Annotated in this window: 15 protein-coding genes and 1 pseudogene; 7 read left to right on the top strand and 9 right to left on the bottom strand. The window is 70.7% G+C overall.

Features of this window, described 5'->3' with window-relative positions; genetic code table 11:
- Positions 1–38 precede the first annotated feature (38 nt).
- Positions 39–2,267, bottom strand: coding sequence for a glycoside hydrolase family 27 protein (locus OG403_RS02930; RefSeq protein ID WP_329561146.1), 2,229 nt, complete (start codon positions 2,265–2,267; stop codon positions 39–41).
- 224 nt (positions 2,268–2,491) lie between these two features.
- Positions 2,492–3,439, bottom strand: a complete 948-nt coding sequence (locus OG403_RS02925; protein ID WP_329561144.1) for a LysR family transcriptional regulator — start codon at positions 3,437–3,439, stop codon at positions 2,492–2,494.
- A gap of 194 nt (positions 3,440–3,633) precedes the next feature.
- Between OG403_RS02925 and OG403_RS02920 the strand changes: the two genes are divergently transcribed.
- A complete protein-coding gene (locus OG403_RS02920; protein ID WP_329561142.1) occupies positions 3,634–4,269 on the top strand; it encodes a hypothetical protein in 636 nt (211 codons plus the stop codon).
- Between the two features lie 49 nt (positions 4,270–4,318).
- On the opposite strand, the gene OG403_RS02915 is transcribed toward OG403_RS02920, so the two are convergent.
- Complete coding sequence (locus tag OG403_RS02915) at positions 4,319–5,143, bottom strand: helix-turn-helix domain-containing protein (RefSeq protein WP_329572069.1); 825 nt, start codon at positions 5,141–5,143, stop codon at positions 4,319–4,321.
- Positions 5,144–5,236: 93 nt separating this feature from the next.
- Positions 5,237–6,682, bottom strand: a complete 1,446-nt coding sequence (locus OG403_RS02910; RefSeq protein WP_329561141.1) for an MFS transporter — start codon at positions 6,680–6,682, stop codon at positions 5,237–5,239.
- A 285-nt stretch (positions 6,683–6,967) separates the two neighbouring features.
- On the opposite strand from OG403_RS02910, the gene OG403_RS02905 reads away from it, so the two are divergent.
- On the top strand, positions 6,968–7,618 hold the full coding sequence (locus OG403_RS02905; protein WP_329561140.1) for a tetratricopeptide repeat protein: 651 nt from the start codon (positions 6,968–6,970) through the stop codon (positions 7,616–7,618).
- A 205-nt stretch (positions 7,619–7,823) separates the two neighbouring features.
- Here the strand turns inward: OG403_RS02905 and OG403_RS02900 are convergent, their stop codons facing one another.
- Entirely contained in the window at positions 7,824–8,933 is a 1,110-nt protein-coding gene (locus OG403_RS02900; RefSeq protein ID WP_329561139.1) for an FAD-dependent oxidoreductase, read from the bottom strand.
- A gap of 124 nt (positions 8,934–9,057) precedes the next feature.
- On the opposite strand from OG403_RS02900, the gene OG403_RS02895 reads away from it, so the two are divergent.
- Complete coding sequence (locus tag OG403_RS02895) at positions 9,058–9,651, top strand: TetR/AcrR family transcriptional regulator (RefSeq protein WP_329561137.1); 594 nt, start codon at positions 9,058–9,060, stop codon at positions 9,649–9,651.
- Between the two features lie 107 nt (positions 9,652–9,758).
- On the opposite strand, the gene OG403_RS02890 is transcribed toward OG403_RS02895, so the two are convergent.
- A complete protein-coding gene (locus OG403_RS02890) occupies positions 9,759–11,255 on the bottom strand; it encodes an IMP dehydrogenase (RefSeq protein ID WP_329561136.1) in 1,497 nt (498 codons plus the stop codon).
- Positions 11,256–11,692: 437 nt separating this feature from the next.
- On the opposite strand from OG403_RS02890, the gene OG403_RS02885 reads away from it, so the two are divergent.
- Both OG403_RS02885 and mdlC read left to right on the top strand, forming a co-directional pair.
- On the top strand, positions 11,693–12,712 hold the full coding sequence (locus OG403_RS02885) for a CAP domain-containing protein (RefSeq protein WP_329561135.1): 1,020 nt from the start codon (positions 11,693–11,695) through the stop codon (positions 12,710–12,712).
- 184 nt (positions 12,713–12,896) lie between these two features.
- Positions 12,897–14,507, top strand: coding sequence for a benzoylformate decarboxylase (gene mdlC, locus OG403_RS02880; RefSeq protein ID WP_329561133.1), 1,611 nt, complete (start codon positions 12,897–12,899; stop codon positions 14,505–14,507).
- Positions 14,508–14,595: 88 nt separating this feature from the next.
- Here mdlC and OG403_RS02875 read toward each other — a convergent pair.
- A pseudogene (locus OG403_RS02875) lies at positions 14,596–15,335 on the bottom strand (glycosyltransferase); the annotation flags it as partial.
- Positions 15,336–15,562: 227 nt separating this feature from the next.
- Between OG403_RS02875 and OG403_RS02870 the strand changes: the two are divergent.
- Entirely contained in the window at positions 15,563–17,590 is a 2,028-nt protein-coding gene (locus OG403_RS02870) for a S53 family peptidase (protein ID WP_329561131.1), read from the top strand.
- Between the two features lie 105 nt (positions 17,591–17,695).
- On the opposite strand, the gene OG403_RS02865 is transcribed toward OG403_RS02870, so the two are convergent.
- Entirely contained in the window at positions 17,696–19,090 is a 1,395-nt protein-coding gene (locus OG403_RS02865) for an NAD(P)/FAD-dependent oxidoreductase (RefSeq protein ID WP_329561129.1), read from the bottom strand.
- A gap of 55 nt (positions 19,091–19,145) precedes the next feature.
- A complete protein-coding gene (locus OG403_RS02860; protein ID WP_329561127.1) occupies positions 19,146–19,502 on the bottom strand; it encodes a cupin domain-containing protein in 357 nt (118 codons plus the stop codon).
- A gap of 542 nt (positions 19,503–20,044) precedes the next feature.
- Between OG403_RS02860 and OG403_RS02855 the strand changes: the two genes are divergently transcribed.
- Positions 20,045–21,190 carry an ABC transporter substrate-binding protein gene (locus tag OG403_RS02855; RefSeq protein WP_329561125.1) on the top strand — a complete coding sequence of 382 codons (1,146 nt, stop codon included), beginning with the start codon at positions 20,045–20,047 and terminating at the stop codon, positions 21,188–21,190.
- Positions 21,191–21,211 lie beyond the last annotated feature (21 nt).

Raw genomic sequence — 21,211 nt, 5'->3', positions numbered from 1 at the left:
CGCGTCCGCGACGCGCTGGGCACGAGGTCGTCCGAGGGTCAGCTGAACCAGACCGTGGCCTGGGCAACCTGGCTCGTCGCGAACACGGTTCCGGTGCCCGCGGTGGCGGAGACCCAGGACGAGCCGCCGCCCCCGCCGCCCTGGGACTGGCAGCCCAAGCCCCAGTCGTTTCCGCCCCAGCCGCCCACCATGCCGGCGCCACCGCCCGAGTCACCGTCGTGGACCGAGCCGCTACCCCCGTTGGGGGAGCCGTTGTTGCCGGTGGAGCCGTTGTTGGCGCCGCCCAGGCCGCCGGGGTTGCCGCTGGCGACGCCGTTGGCGCCGCTCGGTCCCGAACCGGTGGCACCGGGGTCGGAGGTCACCGAGGTGCTACTGCCGCCACCGGCACCGCCGGGCCAGCCCCAGTAGCCGTTGCAGGTGCCGCCGCCACCGCCGCCACCGCCGCCGGCCACCACCAAGGGGGTGCCGCTGCCCGCGCTGCAGGTGCTCGAGGCGCAGACGGCCGAGGAGCCGCCGCCCGTTCCGCCACCGGACATGCTGCCGCCACCGGTCGACCAGCCCGCTCCGCCGCTGTTCGTGGTGGAGGTGCAGCCGGTGACGGCCGACACGGTCTGGCCCGGGGTGACACTGACGGTGGCCAGCACCGCGCCGCCGGCACCGCCGGCCTGCCCGCCGCCGCCGCCCGTGCCCCAGCCGGTCTGGCCCGGCGCACCGGCCACCAGCGCGCGCATGGTGTGGGCGCCCGCGGGGACGGTGAAGGTGGCGGGGGTGCCGCAGGCCGCCGGCCGCAGTCCGGCCGGGCCGGTGACGCCGACGATCGCGACGCCGTGGCTGGGGACGGTGACCGTCCGGTCCGTGGCGCTCGACGGGACGGGCTGCAGGTTCGCGTCGCCCAGCACATCGGTCAGGGTGTCGGAACCGGTCAGCGCGACGGACGGCAGATAGCTGCCCACGTCGTACGTGGTCGCGGTGCCGGAGGTGTTGAAGAAGGCGACGGCCTGCTCATCGGCACCGAGGGTCTTGTTCCACACCTGCAGCCCGGCCTCGTTGTAGACGCGGGTCGCGGCGGCGCCGTTCTGGTCGACCTGGATCAGACCGGGGTTCTTCAGCATCGCCAGATCCGTCGGATCCAGGTTGGTCAGATCGGCGCCGATCATCAGCGGCGAAGAGGCCATCGCCCACAGGGCGAGCGTCGACTGCCGCTCGTCCACGGTGAGTCCGTCGTTGCCGCCGTTGCCGACCTCGACCGAGTCGAGGTCGTTCCAGTGACCACTGCCGCCCCAGGGCGCCCAGGACGCCGCGTCGTCGAAACGGGCCGACACGTGCGACCACGAGGTCAGCGGATAGACGGACGCCTGGTACGAGTTGACGTCGCCGTCGATGCGCCAGCTATTCGCGTACTGGGCCACCGTCGGCGCGATGCCGGCGCCGACACCGCCGCCGTTGGACAGGGCCAGGCTGATCGGCCGCGGCGCCTGCTGCAACGCGGTGCTCCAGGCCTGGATGTCGGCGGTGTCGTTGGAGCCGACCCCGTCGAGCTTCAGGTGGTCGACGCCCCAGGAGGCCAGCAGGTCGGCCCAGCCGTTCACGTAGTCCTGCCCCGCGTTGGGCGTGGCGGGCGTGTTGTAGTTGATGTAGTCCATGCCGTTGTTGCCGCCCGGGCTGCCGCCGAGGGTGGTCGCGCAGTTGTAGTTGGTCTCGTCCTGGCCGGGCGTGGAGGACACCTTGATCTGGTCGGTGTTGTAGCCCGTGCCGGCGATCGGCTTGCCGTCGCCGGACCAGGGCAGGCCCGGAGTCAGGTAGATGCCCAACTGCAGCCCCAGTTTGTGGACGTAGTCCGCCACGGGCTTGATCCCGCCGGGGAACGCCGAACTGGGCGTCCAGTAGCCGTTCGCGTCCGTGTCGTACGTGTTGTGCCCCATCGCCGCGCTGTAGGTGTCGCACGACATCCAGAAGTCGTCGATGCTGACCAGCTTGTAGCCCGCCGTGCTCAGTCCGCTGCTGACCAGGTAGTCGGCCTCCGCCTCGATGTTCGCGGCGGTCGGGTTCTTCCTGATGTAGTCCCAGCTGCTCCACCCCATCGGAGGCGTGGGTGTCAGCGCCGCCAGGCCGTTGGCCGGCGCGGGGGCCGGCGCCGAAGCCGTCGCCGGCTCGGCGGTCAGCACTCCGGAGAACGAACCCAGCAGCATCGCCGCCCCGAGCGCGGCCCGCCCCAGTGGCCGACGCGAGGCCCCTCGTCTTGAGCGGGTGAACAGGAACAGGCTCATCGGCGCACCTTCATCTCTTCCGTCCGGACCGTTCGGGCGCGCGCGGCATCGTCAGTCAGGTGGCAGCGGGGCCACACGCGGCGAACCGACCAGAACGGAACACAATCCAACAAGTAGCTAAGTAAACGCACCCGTTTCGGATGTGTGTCAAGAGCCGTGCACCGTCCTGGAGCACGCCCGCCTGCTCGAAGGCGCGCCCGTCCGTAATCCGTTCGGCCATCCGTTCAGCTGTCCGTTCGGCGCGGAACCACCCAGCCCGGCGCCCAGGTCCCGGCGGTGCCCTGGTCGGCCGCGGTGCCGGCGAGGTGGGCGCGGAGGGTGGCCAGTGCCGGGTGGGGGTTGTCGCGGTGCCAGAGGAGCGAGTGCGGGTAGACGGGCGTCGGGTCGGTCACCGGGATGCGGCGCAGGCCGTGGCCGGCGGGCCAGACGAGGCGGGTGTGCTCGCCCATGAAGGTGGCCAGCGCCGGGGTGTCGGCGATGGTGTCGAGGAGCGCGTCGGAGCCGAAGTTGGGGCCGGTCGCCTCGATGGTGAGGTCGAACCGGGCGACGAGGTCGTCGTAGTAGGCGGCCCACTCGGTACCGGGGACGAGGCCGGGCATCCAGATCCGGTGTCCGGCGAGCTGAGCGACGGTCACCGACCGGGCGCCCGCCAGCGCGTGGGCGGGGCCGGTGAGGAGCTGGAGCGGTTCGTCGAGCACCCGGACGGACTCGATGTCCTCGGGAAGGGGCCGGCCGGGCATGGCGACGGCGCGGAAGGACGCGTCGATCTCACCGGACCGGATGGCGGCGACGGCCGTCTCGATGTCGAACAGCATCAGCACGTCGAGGTCGACGTCGGGGTGCGCGCGGTGGAAGCCGCGCATCAGGCCCGACGGAGCGACGCGCGAAGCGATCACGTCCACCCGCAGCGGACGGCGGCCGGTGCGCACGGACGCGACCGCGCGCTCGGCGACGCGCAGCAACTCGCGCGCGTGGGGCAGGAACGCCTGCCCGTCGATGGTGAGCTCGGCGCCGCGCGCGGTGCGGGTGAACAGCCGCACGCCCAGGTTGCGCTCCAGCGTGGCGATGCGCTTCGAGACGGCCTGCTGGGTGACCGCCAGCTCGGCGGCGGCCTCCTGGAACTGCCCCGCGTCGGCGGCGGCGACGAAGGTCCGGATGGTGTCGAGGTCCATGTCGACACCCTATGGCCACAACCATTGGTTGTGCCAAGGCGGTCCTTCGGTTGTCCGACCCCCGGGGATGGCGCTCGCTTGGAGGCTTTCCGATCGCGGATCGGTTGTGCGGGGGAGTGGCGAGCGGGCCGGGCGGAGAGGCTCAGCGGCGGTGCCCCTCGGGGCTGTCGTACCGGGTCGATACGGTGTTCGCCATGTCCGCATCTGCCGCTGAAGGCGAATCAAACGCCCACGTTCCGTCCGCACCTGACGTCGTCGTGTCTGACATCGTCGTGCCTGGCGCGCTGCTGTCGCACGATGCCGGGTCGGTCGAGTGCGACCCGGCAGCGCTGCCGCTTGAAGACGATCCGTCCTGGGATCTGTTCGACGAGATCCCCTCCGGGGACGACGAACTCGTCGAACTGGTGCGGTCGCTGCTCGCGGCCGAGCCGCGGCCGTTCCTCCCGGTGGCCCTGGACGAGGACCGGGCCGACGCCTACGACCTGAGTGATCTCGATGAGTACTACCTGGAGCAGGTGCGCCGCGGGGCGCTGGTCGTGCTGCGCGACGGTTACGTCAGCGAGGCGGAGTGGGGCGCGGACCTCGACGTGGGCCTCGACGCGACGGGGGACTTCCAGACGGATCAGCAACTGCTCGCCCGTCGGATCACCGAGCAGTACGGCGAACCGGTCGATGAGACGGAGGAACTGCGCGATTCGGACTCCGGCTCGGCCGTGTACTGGCGGGTGGGCGAGTCGAAGCTGGTGCTCCAGGTCTTCGTCAACTACGGCGATGGCGACATCGAGCTCCATCTCTGGCTCGGGGTGGTCGTTGACCAGGCCGGTGATTGACTCAACGTGAGTCCTCAACGTCAGTCCTCAACGTGACTCGAAGGCACCCTCAACCGGCCGACGGCACACGGTCCGGCCTGACCTCCAGTGCCTCTCTGAAGACCTTGGCGGTGTGTTCGTCGGCTGGATGAAAGGTCTCCAGCGACAGCTCCGCCACGGTGATGTCGGTGGTGGCACCGAACGTGGTGATGGTGCTGAACAGCCGGATCTCGGTGTCGAACAGGCGCATGTGCAGCAGCGTCAGTACGCTGTTCTCCGCCGCTGCCCCGGCGTCCGCACTCGTCCCCGCGTACGCCGACACCTCCTGGTACAGCGAGCGCAGGCTCGGCAGTCCCGAGTGGACCATCTGCCGGTACAACCGCCCGAGCATGTGCTCGCGCCACTCCGCCAAGTTCACGATCTGCCGGGCCAGTCCCTCCGGGTGCAGCGCCACCCGCATGAGGTTGACCGGTGGTTTCAGCAGTCCGGCCGGCACCTCGCGGGCCAGCAGCGCCGCGGCGCGGTTCATCGAGACGATGTCCTCGTCGGCGTCGAGGGCCAGGGCGGGGAACGGTTCGTGGGCCTCGAAGAGGCGTTCGACGGTCTGGTTGACGAGCCTGAGTCGAGGGGAATCCAGTCGGGACCGCTCGAAGACCGGCGCGTATCCCGCCGCGACGTACAGGGCGTTGCGTTGCCTGGCGGGGATGTCCAGGTGGTCCGCCAGGCGCGACAGCAGGGCCCGACTGGGCCGCGACCGGCCGGTTTCCACGAAACTCACATGCCGGGCCGAGGTGTTCGCCAAGTGGGCCAGAGCCAGCTGGGTCAGATTCCGTCGCTGCCGCCACTCCCGGAGCAGCGGCCCGACCCCGGCCTCGTCCGCGTACTCCTTCGGCATGGTCACACTTGGATGGTAGTTGGACACCGCCATGTCCTCGTCGGGTTCATCATGCGGAGGCGCCGATTACCCGCGATCGACGCCTCACCGGCGTCAGCGGCCGTCGGGCCGCGCGCCGGTACGCGGCAGGAACTGGACGATGAGCGCACTCAGCACGCAGAACCCGATGAGCAGTTCGAGGCTGAGTGCGAACGCGTGGGCGGATGTGGCGTGGCCGATCTGGCCGAAGTACACGATGCCGACCAGAGCCACGCCCAGGGCGCCACCAGCCTCCTGTGCCGTCGACAGCGCGCCGGAGGCCGCCGCGGCGTGACGGGGGACCACGCGGGCGAGCACGGTCGACGACAGCGGCGCGGTCACGAAGCCCATGCCGAAGCCGGCCACCAGCAGGCCCGGGACCAGCCAGGCGATGGAGCCGTGCGGGCCGAGGTGCTGGACGGTCTCCGCGGTGATGGCGTAGCCGACCGCCACCCCCAGCGCGCCGACGGCCAGGATCTGCCGCCCGAGCCTGGCCGCCGCCACCGGGGCGATCGCCGAGGTGGCGAAGAAGCCGAAGCCGACGGTGCTGAAGACCAGCCCGGACCGCAGCGGGGACAGCCCCTGGCCCTGCTGCAGGTACAGCGCGAGAACCAGGAAGAACGACCCCATCGCCAGGAAGTAGCTCAGCGTGATGGCCAGCCCCGCCGAGAACGCCCGCTCGCGGAACAGGGTCAGGTCGATCAGCGGGGAGCCGTTCCGCCTGCCCAGCCGCTTCTCGTAGGCGACGAACCCGGCCAGCAGCGGTACCGAGGCGATCAGGATCAGCCAGATCCACTCCGGCCAGTGTTCCTGACGGCCCTGGACCAGCGGTAGTACGACGGCGGTCAGACCTGCGGACACCAGCAGCATGCCGACCAGGTCGAGCCGGTTGCGCTCCTCGCCGTGGGACTCCGGGACCAGCTTCGGCGCCAGTGCCAGGGCGACGAGGCCAACCGGGACGTTGATCAGGAAGACGCTGCGCCAGCCCCAGCCGTCGACGTTCGCGGCGATCAGCGCACCGCCGAGGATCTGGCCGAAGACCCCGGCGAGCCCGACGGACAGCCCGAAGGCGTTGAAAGCGGGGGTACGGGCCTTGCCGGTGAACGCCGTGGTGATGATGGCGAGCACCTGCGGGGTCACGACGGCCGCGGCCACGCCCTGCAGCACGCGCGCGATGATCAGCTCTTCGGTGTTCTGCGCGACGCCCGCGAGCAGCGAGGTGAGGGTGAACGCCGCCAGGCCCAGGACGAAGACGCGGCGCCGACCGTACAGGTCACCGAGGCGCCCGCCGGTGATCAGCCCCGCCGCGTAGGCAACGCCGTAGCCGGCGATGACGAGCTGCACTGCCGCGTCGCCGGCGTGCAGCCCCGTATGGATCGAGGGGACCGCGACGTTGACGATGAAGAAGTCGAGGGTGGGCATGAAGATGCCCACCAGCACGACGGGAAGGGCGATCCAGGGCGGTGGGCCCGCCGCGGCCTGGCCCACCGGGGCGGACTGCGGCCGTGCTTCAGTGCTCATCTGGATGACTCCTCGTGGATGACGCGTACAGCAACGCTGTCGGTCAGCACACGATCTCCGCACCGGCACCGCCTGTCGATTACCCGTCAGGTAATGCGGCTGTCGGTCGTCGGTCAGCACGAGGCCCGGCGAGCACAGCCGAGACGAACTCCCGCCCACGGCACGACCGTTGGCAGGCGACCGCTGAACCATCCCTAGCGGCACGACCTCGGCGGAAGGGCGGAAGGGCGGAAGGGCGGAAGGGTCCTCGGGCCTGGGCTTGCATGTGGTCGATACGATCACGGCATGACTGCGGACGAGCGGATCAAGCAGGCCGGACTCCTCTATGAACGTGCCGTGTTCGGCGGCGACAGCGGTGCGCTGTCGTCTGCCGACCGGGGCCTCGACGAGGTCGAGGCGGACCTTGCACTGGCCCGCGGCCGGGTGATCCACGCCCGCTTCCTGGAGGAGCGGGTCGAGGATGCGCGGGAGCTGGAGCTCTTCGAGCGTGCGGCGGCGCTGTACAGGCGGCTCGGCGATGTGCGGGGTGAGGGCGAGGCGGTGTTCTGGGTCGGCACCTTCCACCAGGTGATCCGCGACGACGTCGAGACCGCCGTGCCCGCCTTCGAGCGTGCCCTCAAACTTGCCACCCGGGCCGGCGACCGGCTGACGACGTCCTACGCCCTACGGCACCTCGGCTTCGCCGACCACATGGCCGGCCGCCTGGACGAGGCCCGTGCGCACTTCGAGGAGTCCACTCGTCTGCGCCGGGATCTGGGATTCCTGCCGGGAGTCGCGGCGAATCTGATCGGGCTGGCTTATCTGGCCACCCAGCAGGAGCGGCGGGACGACGCGGCGGCGCTACTCAAGGAAGCGACAGAGTTGGCCGAGAGCACCCGATCCCACGGCGTGCTGCGCTGGGTGGCGGCAGCCCGCGAGGAGCTCAACTTGCCGTGAGGCACCCACCTGACGGCGCGTGCACGAGCTCATGGGATGTCTGTCAAGGTACTCCGTCGGCCGCCCCGGTCAGCTGCTCGAGGGCGGTGCCCACGAAGAACTCCCTTCGACCGCACGATCGTTGATGTACGAGCACTGCACCACTCCAAGGCATACGACCCACCCACCGGTTCACCGCCGCCCGGCCTGCCAACCCGGGGGCGGCTCAGCAGGCCGTCGCGGGAACGAGGTGGTCGAGTCCCTGCGCACTGCCCGTCGCGGCCTCGATCGAGCGCGGCAGCATGATGCTCTCGTAGGCGCGGACGGCGTCGTCGACACTGGACTCGGTGATGAGGGCGTGGGCGAGGTCGGAGCCGTCGAGCATGGCGAGATTGGCGCCCAGCCCGACCGGGGGCATCAGGTGCGCGGCGTCGCCGAGCAGGGTGACGCCGGGAACGTGCTCCCAGGTGTGCGGGGCGGGCAGGACGAACAGGGGCCGGTTGACGAACTCGCTGTCGCTGTTCCGCAGGAGGTAGCGCAGGCTCTCGTCCCAGCCGTCGAACATCCTCAGCAACTGCGTCCGCGCGGCCTGCTGGTCGCCGAGGTCGATACCGGCGGCCAGGTGCCAGTCCTGCGGCGCGCGGAGCGCGATGTAGGCGCGGATGTGGCCGTTGCTGTTGCGCTGGGCGACCAGGGACCGGCCGGCGCCCTTCGCCAGCATCGATCCGTTGCCGACCAGCCGTGCGAGGTCGGGATGGCGGGTGTCGCAGTGGTCGAATCCGGTCTCGACGAAGGTGACACCGGTGTAGCTGGGGGCGGCGGGTGACAGGGCCGGGCGGACGCGCGACCAGGCGCCGTCGGCACCGACGACCAGGTCGAAGTCCTCGGCGGTGCCGTCGGCGAAGTGCAGCCGGCAGCTGCCGTCCGCCAGCGGGGTGACCCCGCTGGCGGCGCGGTCCCACCGCACCGTGCCCTCGGTGATCGAGTCCAGGAACAGACCGCGCAGTTGGCCTCGATCGATCTCCGGTCGGCCGCCGGCGGCGGAAGGCCCCTGATGCGCGAGGAGGGCGGCGTCGGCGAAGTCGAGCACGCGCCACTCCTCTCCTTCCGGGCGGGCGAGGGCTTGGAACCGGTCGAGGAGCCCCGCCGCCCGCAGGGCGGCCTGACCGGTGTCGGCGTGCAGGTCGAGGGTGCCGCCCTGCGGGCGGGCGTCGGCGGCGGCCTCGCGTTCGAAAACGGTGACGGAGCGGCCGTGTCGCTGCAGGACTCGGGCGCAGGCGAGGCCACCGAGGCCGGCGCCGACGATCGCGATGCGGGGATCACGAGCAGAGTTCATGGGTGTGTCCTTCGGGAGGTGGATGGGACGCCGGGAGGCCCGGCACCACCAAGAAAGCACACTCACGAAATAAGTGCAACGACTCAACTTTCATAGCCACTGCACTCTGGGGTATGGTGGGCGAGTGACCGAACCGACCGGGCGCCGCGAGCGCAAGAAGGCCCAGACCCGCCAGTCCCTGGCCGACGCCGCACTCGAGCTCTTCCTCGAACGCGGCTACGACCAGGTCGGCGTCAAGGAGGTCGCCGATGCCGCCGATGTCTCGGTGACCACCCTGTTCAAGCACTTCTCCGGCAAGGAAGCCCTGGTCTTCGACCAGGACGACGACCTGGAAGCCGCGCTCGTCGCCGCCGTGCGCGACCGCACCCCAGGCCAGTCGATCCCGCAGGCGTTGCGCGAGCACATCCTGCTGAGGCAGACCCAGCTCGCCGTCCACGCCGCGGACCCGCGGTTCGCCGACTTCACGCGCATGGTGCAGGAGACCCCCGCGCTGCGCGACTACGCCCACCGCATGTGGACCCGCCACGAAGCGGCCCTGGCGCGAGCCATCGCCGAGTCTGTCGGTGCCCCCGAGGACGACGTCAGCTGCGCTGCCCTGGCTCGTTTCGCGCTGGAGGCCCGCGGCCTCATCCTGCGGCACGCCGATCCGCGCCGCGCCGCCGACGAGGCCTTCGCGTTGCTCGAACACGGCTGGACGGCCTCCCGTCCGGGCAACTGACCCGGTCCGCCCCGCGCATGCAAAGGACCACTGGCGGGAGGGGATTGGCGCGACCCTGCACCATTCCCCTCCCACCAGTGGTCCGCCTGTCGGGACTCAGCAGCTTGTCAGGAGACCGTCGCCGGGGTGTCCCGCAGGGTGACGTTGGCGTGGCTCTCCTGGAAGCTCTGGTCCGAAACGAGCGTCAGCCGGGCCGTCGACTGGAACTCCGGCAGGGTGGTGGAGCCGCAGGAGACCATCGTGGTCTTGAGCTTGGCGATGGTCAGGGCGAGCCCTTCGTTGAGGTCGCCCGCGTAGGGGACGTAGCCGTCCACGCCTTCCTCGAAGATCAGGCCCTGGCCGCCCTGGCCGTAGCGCTGCCAGTTGCGGGCCCGGTTCGAACCCTCACCCCAGTACTCCTTCACGAAGCCGTCACGGGTGGGCAGCTTCGCGCCGGCCGCCTGGTCGAAGCGCGCGAAGTAACGCCCCATCATGACGAAGTCGGCCCCCATCGCCAGTGCCAGCGCCACGTGGTAGTCGTGCACCAGCCCGCCGTCGGAGCAGATCGGCACGTACTCGCCGGTGCGTTCGCGGAAGGCGTCCCGGGCCGCCGCGACGTCCAGCACGGCGCTGGCCTGGCCGCGGCCGATGCCCTTCTGGTCCCGGGTGATGCAGATGGAGCCGCCGCCCACCCCGACCTTGACGAAGTCCGCCCCCGCCTCGGCGAGAAAGGTGAACGCCTCGCCGTCGACCACGTTGCCGCCACCGACCGGGATCTCCGGATAGTGCTTCTTCACCCAGGACAGCGCCTGTGCCTGCCAGTCGCTGTAGCCGTCGGACGAGTCGAAGCACAGCGCGTCCGCGCCCGCCTCCAGCAGGGCCGGGACCCGCTCCTGATAGTCGTGGGTGTTGATGCCCGCGCCCACCCGCAGCCGCTTGGCAGCGTCCACGACCTGGTTCGGGAAGCGCTTGTTGTCCGCGTAGTCGGAACGGAACACCAGCTGCTGCAGGTGACCCCCGGCGTCCAGCACCGGGAGGCAGTCCAGCCGTTCGTCCCACAGCCGCGCGTTGGCCTCGGAGAGCGTGATGTCGGCACCGGCGTGCGGCAGGTCGGCGACGGCGGTCATCCGGCCGCTGACCGGTCCGTCGAGGTCGTGGCGCTGGGGGTGGAAGTCGCGGGAGGTCACCAGGCCGAGCAGGCGGCCGGTGGCGGTCCCGTCGTGGGTGACCGCGGCGGTGCTGTGACCGGTGCGGCGCATGACATCGACCAGCAGGCTCAGGCTGTCGTCGGGGCGGACGTTGGTATCGCTGGTGACGAACCCGGCCTTGAAGTTCTTCACCTGACGGACCGCCGCAGCCTGGTCCTGGATCGACTGGTTGTGGTGCAGGAAGCTGAAACCACCGTTGCGCGCCAGCGCGATCGCGAGCTCGGGTGTGCTGACGGCCTGCATGATCGCGGACGTGAACGGGGACTGCAGCTCGATCGCCGACGCCTCACCCGCGAGGTGCCGCACCAGCGGCGTGCGCAGGTCGACCGTCGCAGCCGAGCAGTCGGTCCGAGTCCGGTTCGGCAAGAGCAGAAACTCGTTGAACGTCCGTGAGACCTCGGCGATGATCTGTGCCACTCGTTCCTCCTGACCCGTCGGCCGGGGCCCGACTGCCCCGCCGTGCGGACCGCCCCCGTATCCCAGGGCCCGGGCAGGCAGAGATCGGCACAGCAGTCGTGGAGGTGCCACCAACTGCGGCAGAGCCCTGACCGGCCCGTGGATCGAACGGGGAGCGGTCGTGACCTGGCACCTTAGCGATCAACTCACCCGTTGCACGAATCGTGCTCCCGGCCGCTGCGGTCGGCGGCCCCGGAAAACGGTTCGAAGGCTCTGCGGAGTCCTGGCGCAGTGGCGCACCATGGCGGACCGATCAGCGCCTACGTCACCGTCGGCGTCCGACCGCCGTCGTCGACCCCGGCTCGGGACTCCGTTCGGATTCCGTTCCGGGTTTCCGTTATCCGCCGACCTCCTGGGGGTCTCCTGTCACGAAGGCCGTTGACCGGAGGAGAGAGCTGATGACGAAGTACGCCACCGAGACCGAGCCGGCTGCGCAGCCCTGGGGCGGTGCGGGGCCGGAAAGCTGGTACGACCTGAGTCCGGCCGCCGGCAGGCCGGGTGGTGGGGCCCATCGCCGGGCCGGCAACGGCCGGCACCGGGCGCGGCGCGGGGTCGCCGGCGCCAGGCCGCTGCTCGCCGCGGTCGCGCTGGCGGCGACGGCGACCACCGTGGTGATCGGCGGACGGGCCCTGCTGCCCGGCCCGCAGGACGGCAAGCAGCTCTCGGCGCCGGAACCACCGCCGGCGACCGACGCGCCGGCGAGCACCGCGTCCGGCTCCCCGAGCGGGACGCCTGCCGCCACGGCGGCCCCGTCCGCGCAGGGCACCGGGCCCACCCGGTTGCCCGGCGGGTCCACCAGCACGACGCCGGTGAACTCTCCCACCGTCGGAGCGCCGTCCAGCGCGCCGACGCCGGCCAACTCGCAGACCGCCGCCGCCTCCCAGGCCCCGACAGCCCCCAGCGCCGCACCCGTCCCCACCGCGAGTTCCACCACCGGCGCCGTTCCCGTCCCCGCGCCGAGCGCCACCGCTCCCGGTGCCCCCGGCACCGACCTGGATCCGGCGCTCGCCCAGGTGCTGGCCGTCATCAACCAGGCGCGCGCCGCCCAGGGCGTGGCACCGCTGCAGATGCTGGCCGGCCTGCAGACCAGTGCGGACGCCCACAACCACACCATGGCCGCGGGCTGTGGACTGCAGCACCAGTGCCCGGGCGAACCCGCCTTCGGCGCCCGCGAGAACGCCGCCGGCGTGCAGTGGACGACGGCCGGCGAGAACATCGGCGAGGGCGGCCCGGTCGCCGACACCACGGCCGCGATAGCCGACATGGCGGTCGGGCTCACCAACAGCATGCTCGCCGAGCAGCCGCCGAACGACGGCCACCGGCGCAACATCCTCAACCCGGCGTTCCACCACATCGGCATCGAGCTGCTGCGGGACTCCTCGGGAACGGTGTGGATGACCCAGGACTTCTCCGACTGACCGTCAGGACGGTTATGTGGAACCAGTTCTGACGGTTCGTCGACTTCTCCCCGGGGCCCGCTGGACGTGCTCCGGGGGTGCGTGCGAGCCTTGGCGGGAATGAGGCGATCGCCGCATAGAGTGTCCGAATTGTCCTATGCGTCCGCACTCCGTCGGGCGCTGCACGGAAGGCGGGCAGCACGCGATGACCGATCAATCCACCGTCCACAGCGTGACCTACGACCTGCTGCGGACCCTGAAGCTCACCACGGTCTTCGGCAATCCGGGTTCCACCGAGCAGACCTTCCTGCAGGACTTCCCCGAGGACTTCAGCTACGTCCTGGCCCTGCAGGAGGCGTCCGTCATCGCGATGGCCGACGCGTTCGCCCAGGTGACCGGCCGCCCCGCACTGGTCAACGTGCACTCCTCGGCCGGGATGGGAAACGCGGTGGGCAACCTGGTGGCGGCCTCCCACGCGAACACGCCCCTGATCGTCACCTCGGGGCAGCAGCACCGGGAACTGGTGATCGGCGAGCCGTATCTCGGCAACCGGGAAGCCACCACGCTGCCGAAGCCGTGGGTGAAGTGGTCCTACGAGCCGGCCCGCGCCGAAGACGTCCCGGAAGCCTTCATGCGGGCCTACGCGGAGGCGTTGCAGCCGCCGGCCGGACCGGTCTACCTGTCGATTCCGATGGACGACTGGAACCGGCCGCTGTCCGGCTTCGACCGGGTGCGGACGGTGAGCCACCGCGTCGCCCCCGACCCGCAGCGGCTGCGCGGCTTCGCCGATCGCATCTCCGCCAGCCGCCGTCCCGCGCTGGTCTTCGGGCCGGAGGTCGACCGCAGCGGCGGATGGGACGCCGCCATCGCCCTCGCGGAGAAGCTGAGCGCTCGCGTCTACGGCGCCCCGCTGCCGGACCGCGCCGCCTTCCCGGAGGACCACCGGCTGTTCGGCGGTCCGCTCGGCATGTCGGTGAAGACCATCAGCGACCGGCTGGCGGGACACGACCTGGTGGTCGTGATCGGCGCGGAGGTGTTCCGCTACTACCCCTACGTCCCCGGCGACTACCTGCCCGACGGCACCGCGCTGCTGCAGATCACCGGCGATCCGGCGGCCGCCGCGGCGGCGCGGGTGGGCGACAGCCTGCTGGGTGATCCCGGGTTGGCGATCGAGCTGCTCCTGGACCTGGTCGCGGAGGGATCGACGCGGACCGCCCCGGAGCCGATGGCGCGGCCCCGGGAGCTTCCGCAGACGCCGAACAGCCCGCTCACCCCGCCGGAGGTCTATGCCGCGCTGAGCCGGGTCCGGCCGGCCGACGCGGTCATCGTCAACGAGTCGACGTCCACGATGGCGCAGCAGCTCGAGTGGCTGCCCACCACCCGGACCGGATCGTTCTTCGCCACGGCCAGCGGCGGCATCGGCTGGGGCACCCCCGCGGCGGTGGGCGTCGCGCTCGGCGACCGGGACCGGGGCGTCGTCCGGCCGGTGGTCGGCCTGATCGGCGACGGCTCCTTCCAGTACTCGGTGCAGGCCATCTGGACGGCGGCGCAGCACGACCTGCCCATCGTCTACGTGGTCATGCGCAACCACGAGTACTCCATCCTCAAGTCGTTCGCGGTGCTGGAGCAGACTCCGGGCGTGCCGGGACTCGACCTGCCCGGGCTCGACATCGCCTCCGTGGCCCGCGGCTTCGGCTGCCGCGCGGTCGAGGTGAAGTCCGGCGAGGACCTGGAACGGGAGTTCACGGCGGCCCTGTCCGCCGGCACCACCACGGTCATCGTGGTGCCCACGCAGCCCCAGAAGGCGATGCTCTGAACCGGGCGGCCCGCGCGACCGCAGACCGCGCGGGTCTGCCGTTCTCCTCCGGGGAGCGGAAGTTCTCAGGTCAGTCCGAGGTCGCAGGTCAGTCCGAGCTCGCAGGGTGCGCCGGGGAGTTGCCGAGCTGGTTCACCGCGGCCAGGACCGGGCCGGTGCCGTCCTCCTGGCGGATGCGGGCGGCCAGGGCCTGGGCGCGGCGGAGGTAGGACGGGTCGGTCGTGGTCTGGACGAGAGCCGCGCGGTCAGCGCTTCGGCGGTGAGCCGGCAAAGCGGGATCGCGGTGGGGGCGACGCCCAGGGCGGTGAGGCGGGCGCCCCAGAACGCGGCGCCGAACCGCACGGGGAGGGGGACGGTCGGAATGCCCGCGCGCAGTGCGGCCGCGGTGGTGCCCGCCCCCGCGTGGTGGACGGCCGCGGCCAGGTGGGGGAAGAGCAGGTGGTGCGGCACCTCGTCGATGGTGAGCATGTCGTCGCCCTCGCTGGCCAGTTGGCTCCAGCCGCGCTGAATCACCCCGCGCAGCCCGGCCGTACGCAGGGCGCGCACGACGGTTCGGCTCAGCTGCTCGGGGTCGGGAACGGTGGCGCTGCCCGGACCGACGAAGACCGGTGGCGGGCCGGCGGACAGGAACGCGCGCAACCGGTCCGGGAGCCGGTTGCCGAGCGGTCCCCAGGACCGGGTGCTGGTGACGGGAGGAGCGAACTCGCCGGTGGCGGCGAGTGGTTGGAGGTACACGCCGATGCTCGGCAGGCCGAGCCCAGCGGCGATGGTGTGGCCGAGCGGGCCGAGCGAGCTGGAGAGCAGCAGGACGTCGCTGCTGCGGGCGGCGCGAAACGGGCGGATATGCCGCGCAGGGCGTGAACGGCCCCCGACCAACGGCCCTTGACCAACAGCCCCTGACCAACGGCCTCTGACCAACAGCCCCTGACCCTGGACGACTTCAGATCGACGCAATACCATACCGCACATGTGAAATTTCACATGGTCCCAAGAGCCCTACAGCAAGGCCCTGTTCAGCATGCAAGGCACCTCCCACTCCAGCGTGAAGGAGCACCATGCCCCACCGAACAGCGCGCGGCCGCCGCACGGCCGTGTCCGCCGTGGTCGCCGCGTTGGCGCTCGGCCTGAGCGGCACCATGGCGCAGGCGGCGACCGGGGCCGCGCGTCCCGGCCCGGCGGCTCTGGCGGACAGTCAGCCGTCCTGGGCGACGGCGCGGGCCGACCAGGGTGCTGTCCCGGCGAGCAGCAGGATGTCCGTCGAGGTCCTGCTGAGCAGTCAGGACCCGAGCGGTCTGGCCGCGTACGCCCAGGCGGTCTCGTCCCCGGGCAGCCCGGAGTACCACCACTACCTGACGCCGGCTCAGCAGAACGCGCGCTTCGGCCCGACGGCCGCGCAGTCCGCCGCGGTGCGCTCCTGGCTCACCGGCTCCGGGCTGAAGGTCACCTCGTCCACCGAGCAGTACGTCTCCGTCGCCGGGACGGCCGCGCAGCTGACGGCGGCGTTCAGCACCCCGCTGCACAACTACGCCGTCGGCGGCCACACCTACTACGCGCCGCAGCACCCGGCGCTGGTCCCGGCCGCCGTGGCCGACGCGGTGGTCGGCGTCGAAGGGCTCGACAACGCGCCGCACGTCAACAAGCCCGCCTCGGCCCCGGCCACCGCCCCGAGCGCCGGCAACCGGCTCGTCACGGGCCCGAACGGCGCGCCGTACATAGGCGCGAACCCGTGTACCAGCTACTACGACCAGAGCGCGTCGAAGAACCTGCCCAAGGCCTATGGCGGTTACCAGCCGTACACCATGTGCGGCTACCTGCCCGGCCAGCTCCGCAGCGCGTACCAGATCCCGCAGAGCGGCCTGAGCGGCAAGGGCGTCACGGTCGCGATCGTGGATGCCTACGGCTCGTCGACCATCGAGTCCGACGTGGACACCTTCGACAAGTACAGCGGCTTTCCGCAGTTCAAGGCGGGACAGTTCGCCGACCTGAGCACCCCGGCCGACTTCACCGATCAGTCCTCCTGCGGTGACTGGACGCCCGAGGAGTCGCTGGACGTCGAGGAGGTGCACACCATGGCGCCCGACGCGAAGATCAACTACGTCGGCGCGAACTCCTGCAACGACATCGACTTCATCTCGGCCGAGTCCGACATCGTCGACAACCACCTCGCCGACGTCGTCTCCGACTCGTACACCGAGGACCTCTACGACACCAACGGCAACACCTCCCCGGTGCTCATCAACGCCTACAACCAGGTGTTCGAGGAGGGTGCGGCCGAGGGCATCGGCTTCTACTTCGCCTCCGGCGACTGCGCCGACGACGCCCCGGCGATCGTGGCCACCGGTGTCAACTGCGACACCTACTCCTCCGAGCCGCAGACCACCTTCCAGCCCTCGATCCCGTGGGTGACGGCGGTCGGCGCGACGGCCATCGGGATCGGCAAGAACCAGAACTACGAGTTCGAGACCGGCATGGGCGACTCCAAGGCGGCGCTGCAGAACGGCACCACCTGGTCGAGCCTGCCCGGCTCGTTCATCTTCGGCAGCGGCGGCGGCACCAGCAACTACTTCGCCCAGCCGTGGTACCAGAAGGGCGTCGTGCCCGACTCGCTCGCCGACACGCTGCTGACCGGGCAGCCCGCGAGCCAGCCGATGCGCGAGGTGCCGGACGTGGCCATGGAGGGCGACCTGCTGCTGACCACGATGGTCGGCTTCACGCAGAAGCTGCCCGACGGCACCACCGGCTTCGCCGAGCAGGGCTACGGCGGCACCAGCATCGCCTGCCCGCTGTTCGCGGGGGAGCAGAGCGACGCCGAGCAGTCGCTGGGCTTCCCGATCGGTTTCGCGAACCCGGAGATCTACGCCAAGTACCAGTCGCTGGGCACCCAGGCCTTCCACCCGGTCACCGACAACCCGGGCGGGCAGACGAAGGGCGTGGCCTACGACAAGGGCCTGCTGAACGGCGTGCGGCAGGGCGACCTCTACACCCTCGGGACGGACTACACGCTCAAGGCGACGCCCGGCTACAACGACGTCTCCGGTCTCGGCTCGCCGACCCTGGGCTACCTGAAGTCGTTCAAGCAGTAGGGCCGCTGCGCCAGGGGGCGGATGACGAAGACGAAGAGGGGCACCTCCGGGACGCGACCGCGTCCCGGAGGTGCCCCTCTTCGGGTGCCGACAGCTGCTACCCGGTCAGGAGTCGAAGCCGAGCCCGAGGCGGTCCATCGTCTTGAGCCAGAGGTTGCGCCGCCCCGCGTTGCGGTCGGCCTGGTCGAGGGAGCGCTTGGTCAGCTCGATGCCGGCCCAGCGCACGGGCTCGGGAGGGAAGGGGAGCGGCTTGCGGCGCACCATCTCCAGGGCGGTCCGCTCGGTGCGCTCGCCGGCCAGCAGGTCGAGCATCACTTCGGCGCCGAAGCGGGTGGCACCGACCCCGAGGCCGGTGTAGCCGGCGGCGAGGGCGACCTTGCCCCGGTAGGCGGTGTCGAAGAAGGCGGAGAACCGCGTGCAGGTGTCGATCGCGCCGCCCCAGGCGTGGGTGAAGCGCAGGCCCTCCAGCTGCGGGAAGGTCCGGAAGAAGTGCGTGGCCAGCGTCTGGTAGGTCTGCGGACGGTGGTCGTACTCGGCCCGGACCCGGCCGCCGTAGTGGTAGATCGCGTCGTAGCCGCCCCAGAGGATCCGGTTGTCGGCGGAGAGCCGGTAGTAGTGGAACTGGTTGGCGCTGTCCCCCACCCCCTGCCGGTTCCGCCAGCCGATGGAGGCGAGCTGCTCGGTGCTCAGCGGCTCGGTCATCAGCGCGTAGTCGTAGACCGGAACCGTGTAGGCGCGGACCCGGCGGACCAGCGAGGGGAAGACGTTCGTCCCGAGCGCGACCCGGCCGGCGAAGATCCGGCCGTAGGGCGTGCGCACGGCCAGTCCCGCACCGGCCTCGGCCAGCGCGGTCGCCTCGGTGTGTTCGAAGACCCGCACGCCCAGGTCCAGGCAGGCCTGCGTCAGGCCCCAGGCGAGTTTGGCCGGATTGACCATGCCCACGCCGTCCTTGTCCCAGAGCCCGCCGAGGTAGGTCGGGGAGTTGAGCTCGGCGCGGACCGCCTCGGCGTCCAGGACGGTGCAGTCGCCGCCGAACTGGGCCGCCATTTCGGCGAATTCGTGCAGGTCGTCCAGCTGGTAGGGCTCGGTCGCCACGTCGATCTCGCCGGTGCGCTCCCAGTCGCAGTCGATCGAGTAGCGCTTGATGCTGTCCTCGATGGCCTGCAGGTTCTGCGCGCCCAGCTTCTCGAGCCGGGCCAGCTCGCCGGGCCAGCGCTGCTGGCCGTTGCCGAGACCGTGGGTGAGGCTGGCGGCGCAGAAGCCGCCGTTGCGCCCGGAGGCCGCCCAGCCGATCCGCTGTCCCTCGATCAGGACCACGTCCAGCGAGGGGTCCCGCTCCTTGGCGATCAACGCCGTCCACAGGCCGCTGTAGCCGCCGCCGACCACGAGCAGGTCGCAGTGGACGTCGCCGACCAGAGCGGAACCGGCCTCGGGGCGCGCGGGGTCGTCCAGCCAGAACGGGACCGGCTTGACGTCCTGCAGGGAGGAGGCGGGATCCATGAGGGTGTTCCTTCGTGCGAGGGAGGGGTGTGGGGGTAGCGGGGGCAGAGGGGGATCAGGCGGGTTCGCGCAGCGTGATGGCGTAGGCCTTCCGCAGCGTCTCGTGCACCGTCCAGGTGGTCCGGTCACCCTCGTGCAGGACGGCGACGTCGCCCGGTCCCACCTCCAGGGTGGGGCCGCCGGCGATCTCGACGGTGGCCCGGCCGCTGACCACCACGAAGAGTTCGTCGGCCTCGGTGTCCGTCACCACGCCGGGGGTGATCTGCCAGATCCCGCGCAGCTGCCGGCCGTCCGGGGACTCCCAGAGCACCCTGCCGGTGACCTGGGGCGTGCCGGAGACGATCTGCGACGGATCCAGCGGCTCCGGTTCGAGGTCGACGTCGGGAATGTGCAGGGCGAAGCTGTTGGTCATGGAGGGACGCTATCCGCCCGTGGCAGCACCGGGGGGAGGCAGAGTGTGTCGCTCCAGCGTTCCGGGGTGACACCCCGTAAGCCCGGCCGGCGGAGCTGGACACCCGTCCCCCCATCGGTGGGCGGTGCGGAGATCATCCCGCCTGGCCCCCGCGCCGTCCCACTGCCAGATGAGCAGACCTTCTGTTGCGCCTTTTACAAGGTGTAGGTGGCCAAGAGCGGTCGCTATCACGCAGGGTGATCATCGATGCGGAGCACGTTGCGAAACGCTCAATGTTGGTAACGATTCCGCTGTCATCCGGGGTTTAGGCAAGGGAATCCGTTGTTCCAGCCCTAATCTCTGACCCCATCCGCTGTCGCCGCAGCGCAATTACCCCCGCCGGCACCGCTGGAAAGGACCATCGGCCAGCCCCCCGCGTTCTGCAGAAAGGCCACTCCATCCCCATGACGGGCCCCAGTTTTGCCGATCTGGTGCGGTTCACCAACCGAACCCGCTCCCATTCGGCGGCCGCCGCGATAAGCCGCCGCTCCCTGCTCCGTGGTGTGACAGCGGGAGGGCTGGCCGCGGCCGGTACCGGACTGCTGTCGGCCTGCGGTGTGCCGGGTCATGTCGTTCCGCCCGGCGGCAAGGAGGTGGGGCAGGCCGGCAAGGACTACTCCGCCACCGAGCGGAAGGTCGTCTTCGCGACCTGGCCGGCCTACATCGACGTCGATCCGAAGGACCCCAACAAGCGGCCCACGCTGGACGCCTTCGTCCAGCAGAGCGGCATCCAGGTCGACTACCTGGAGATCATCAACGACAACAACGACTGGTACACGAAGGTCGACCCGGCGCTGGTCAAGGGCATCGACACCGGCTACGACCTCATGGTCGTCAGCGACTACATGGTGGCCAAGTACCGGGCGTACGACTACATCCAGGAACTCGACCTGGCGAACATCCCCAACCACGCGAAGATGCTGCCCAGCGTCATCAAGGACGCCACCGATCCGGGCCGCCTCTTCTCGGTGCCGTGGGCCTACGGCTACACCACCTTCGCCTACAACACCGACCTGGTGAAGCAGCCGATCACTTCGCTCGCGGAGGTCTTCACCCGGGCCGACCTCCGGGGCAAGGTCTCGCTCTTCAGCGAGATGGAGGACACCGTCGCGATCGCGCTGCTGGCCCTGGGATTCGACTCGGAGAACTTCACCGACGCCCAGTTCAACCAGGCGCTGGAGTACGTCCGCAAGGCCAAGGATTCCGGCCAGATCCGCTCCTTCACCGGGAACGACTACCTGAGCGCCTTCCAGCAGGGCAACACCGCTGTGACGATGGCGTATTCGGGCGATGTCGCGCAGCTCGGCAAGCCCAACCTGGTCACCCTCGACCTGCCCACCGAGGGCATGCTCTCCTGGTCCGACAACTGCGTCATCCCCAACTTCGCGCGGCACAAGACCAATGCCGAGAAGCTGCTGAACTACTACCTCGAGCCCGACGTCTGCGCCGCCCTCGACGACTACATCAACTACATCCCCTCGGTGGACGGCGCCGTGGCGGCGCTCCAGCAACTGGACCCCACCGCCGCCGCCGTGCCGCTCATCGTCCCCACCCAGGAGATGCAGGACAAGGCCCGCGGCTTCATGGCCCTCAGCATCGCCCAACTGGACGACTACACCAGCCGATTCCAGCAGATCACCGGCCAGTAGCGGACCCGCCTCCCCAGTGAA

The organism is Kitasatospora sp. NBC_01266, assembly GCF_036242395.1.
In the GTDB taxonomy this organism is placed as follows: Bacteria; Actinomycetota; Actinomycetes; order Streptomycetales; family Streptomycetaceae; genus Kitasatospora.
This window is presented reverse-complemented; position numbering and strand designations above follow the sequence as displayed.

Bases quoted from the DNA above. Each gene is read 5' to 3' on its own strand.
- mdlC (WP_329561133.1), top strand. From the start codon at position 12,897: ATGACCGATCAATCCACCGTCCACAGCGTGACCTACGACCTGCTGCGG.
- OG403_RS02915 (WP_329572069.1), bottom strand. From the start codon at position 5,143: ATGCCGAAGGAGTACGCGGACGAGGCCGGGGTCGGGCCGCTGCTCCGG.
- OG403_RS02900 (WP_329561139.1), bottom strand. From the start codon at position 8,933: ATGAACTCTGCTCGTGATCCCCGCATCGCGATCGTCGGCGCCGGCCTC.
- OG403_RS02860 (WP_329561127.1), bottom strand. From the start codon at position 19,502: ATGACCAACAGCTTCGCCCTGCACATTCCCGACGTCGACCTCGAACCG.
- OG403_RS02925 (WP_329561144.1), bottom strand. From the start codon at position 3,439: ATGGACCTCGACACCATCCGGACCTTCGTCGCCGCCGCCGACGCGGGG.
- OG403_RS02930 (WP_329561146.1), bottom strand. From the start codon at position 2,267: ATGAGCCTGTTCCTGTTCACCCGCTCAAGACGAGGGGCCTCGCGTCGG.
- OG403_RS02920 (WP_329561142.1), top strand. From the start codon at position 3,634: ATGTCCGCATCTGCCGCTGAAGGCGAATCAAACGCCCACGTTCCGTCC.
- OG403_RS02910 (WP_329561141.1), bottom strand. From the start codon at position 6,682: ATGAGCACTGAAGCACGGCCGCAGTCCGCCCCGGTGGGCCAGGCCGCG.
- OG403_RS02885 (WP_329561135.1), top strand. From the start codon at position 11,693: ATGACGAAGTACGCCACCGAGACCGAGCCGGCTGCGCAGCCCTGGGGC.
- OG403_RS02865 (WP_329561129.1), bottom strand. From the start codon at position 19,090: ATGGATCCCGCCTCCTCCCTGCAGGACGTCAAGCCGGTCCCGTTCTGG.
- OG403_RS02870 (WP_329561131.1), top strand. From the start codon at position 15,563: ATGCCCCACCGAACAGCGCGCGGCCGCCGCACGGCCGTGTCCGCCGTG.
- OG403_RS02905 (WP_329561140.1), top strand. From the start codon at position 6,968: ATGACTGCGGACGAGCGGATCAAGCAGGCCGGACTCCTCTATGAACGT.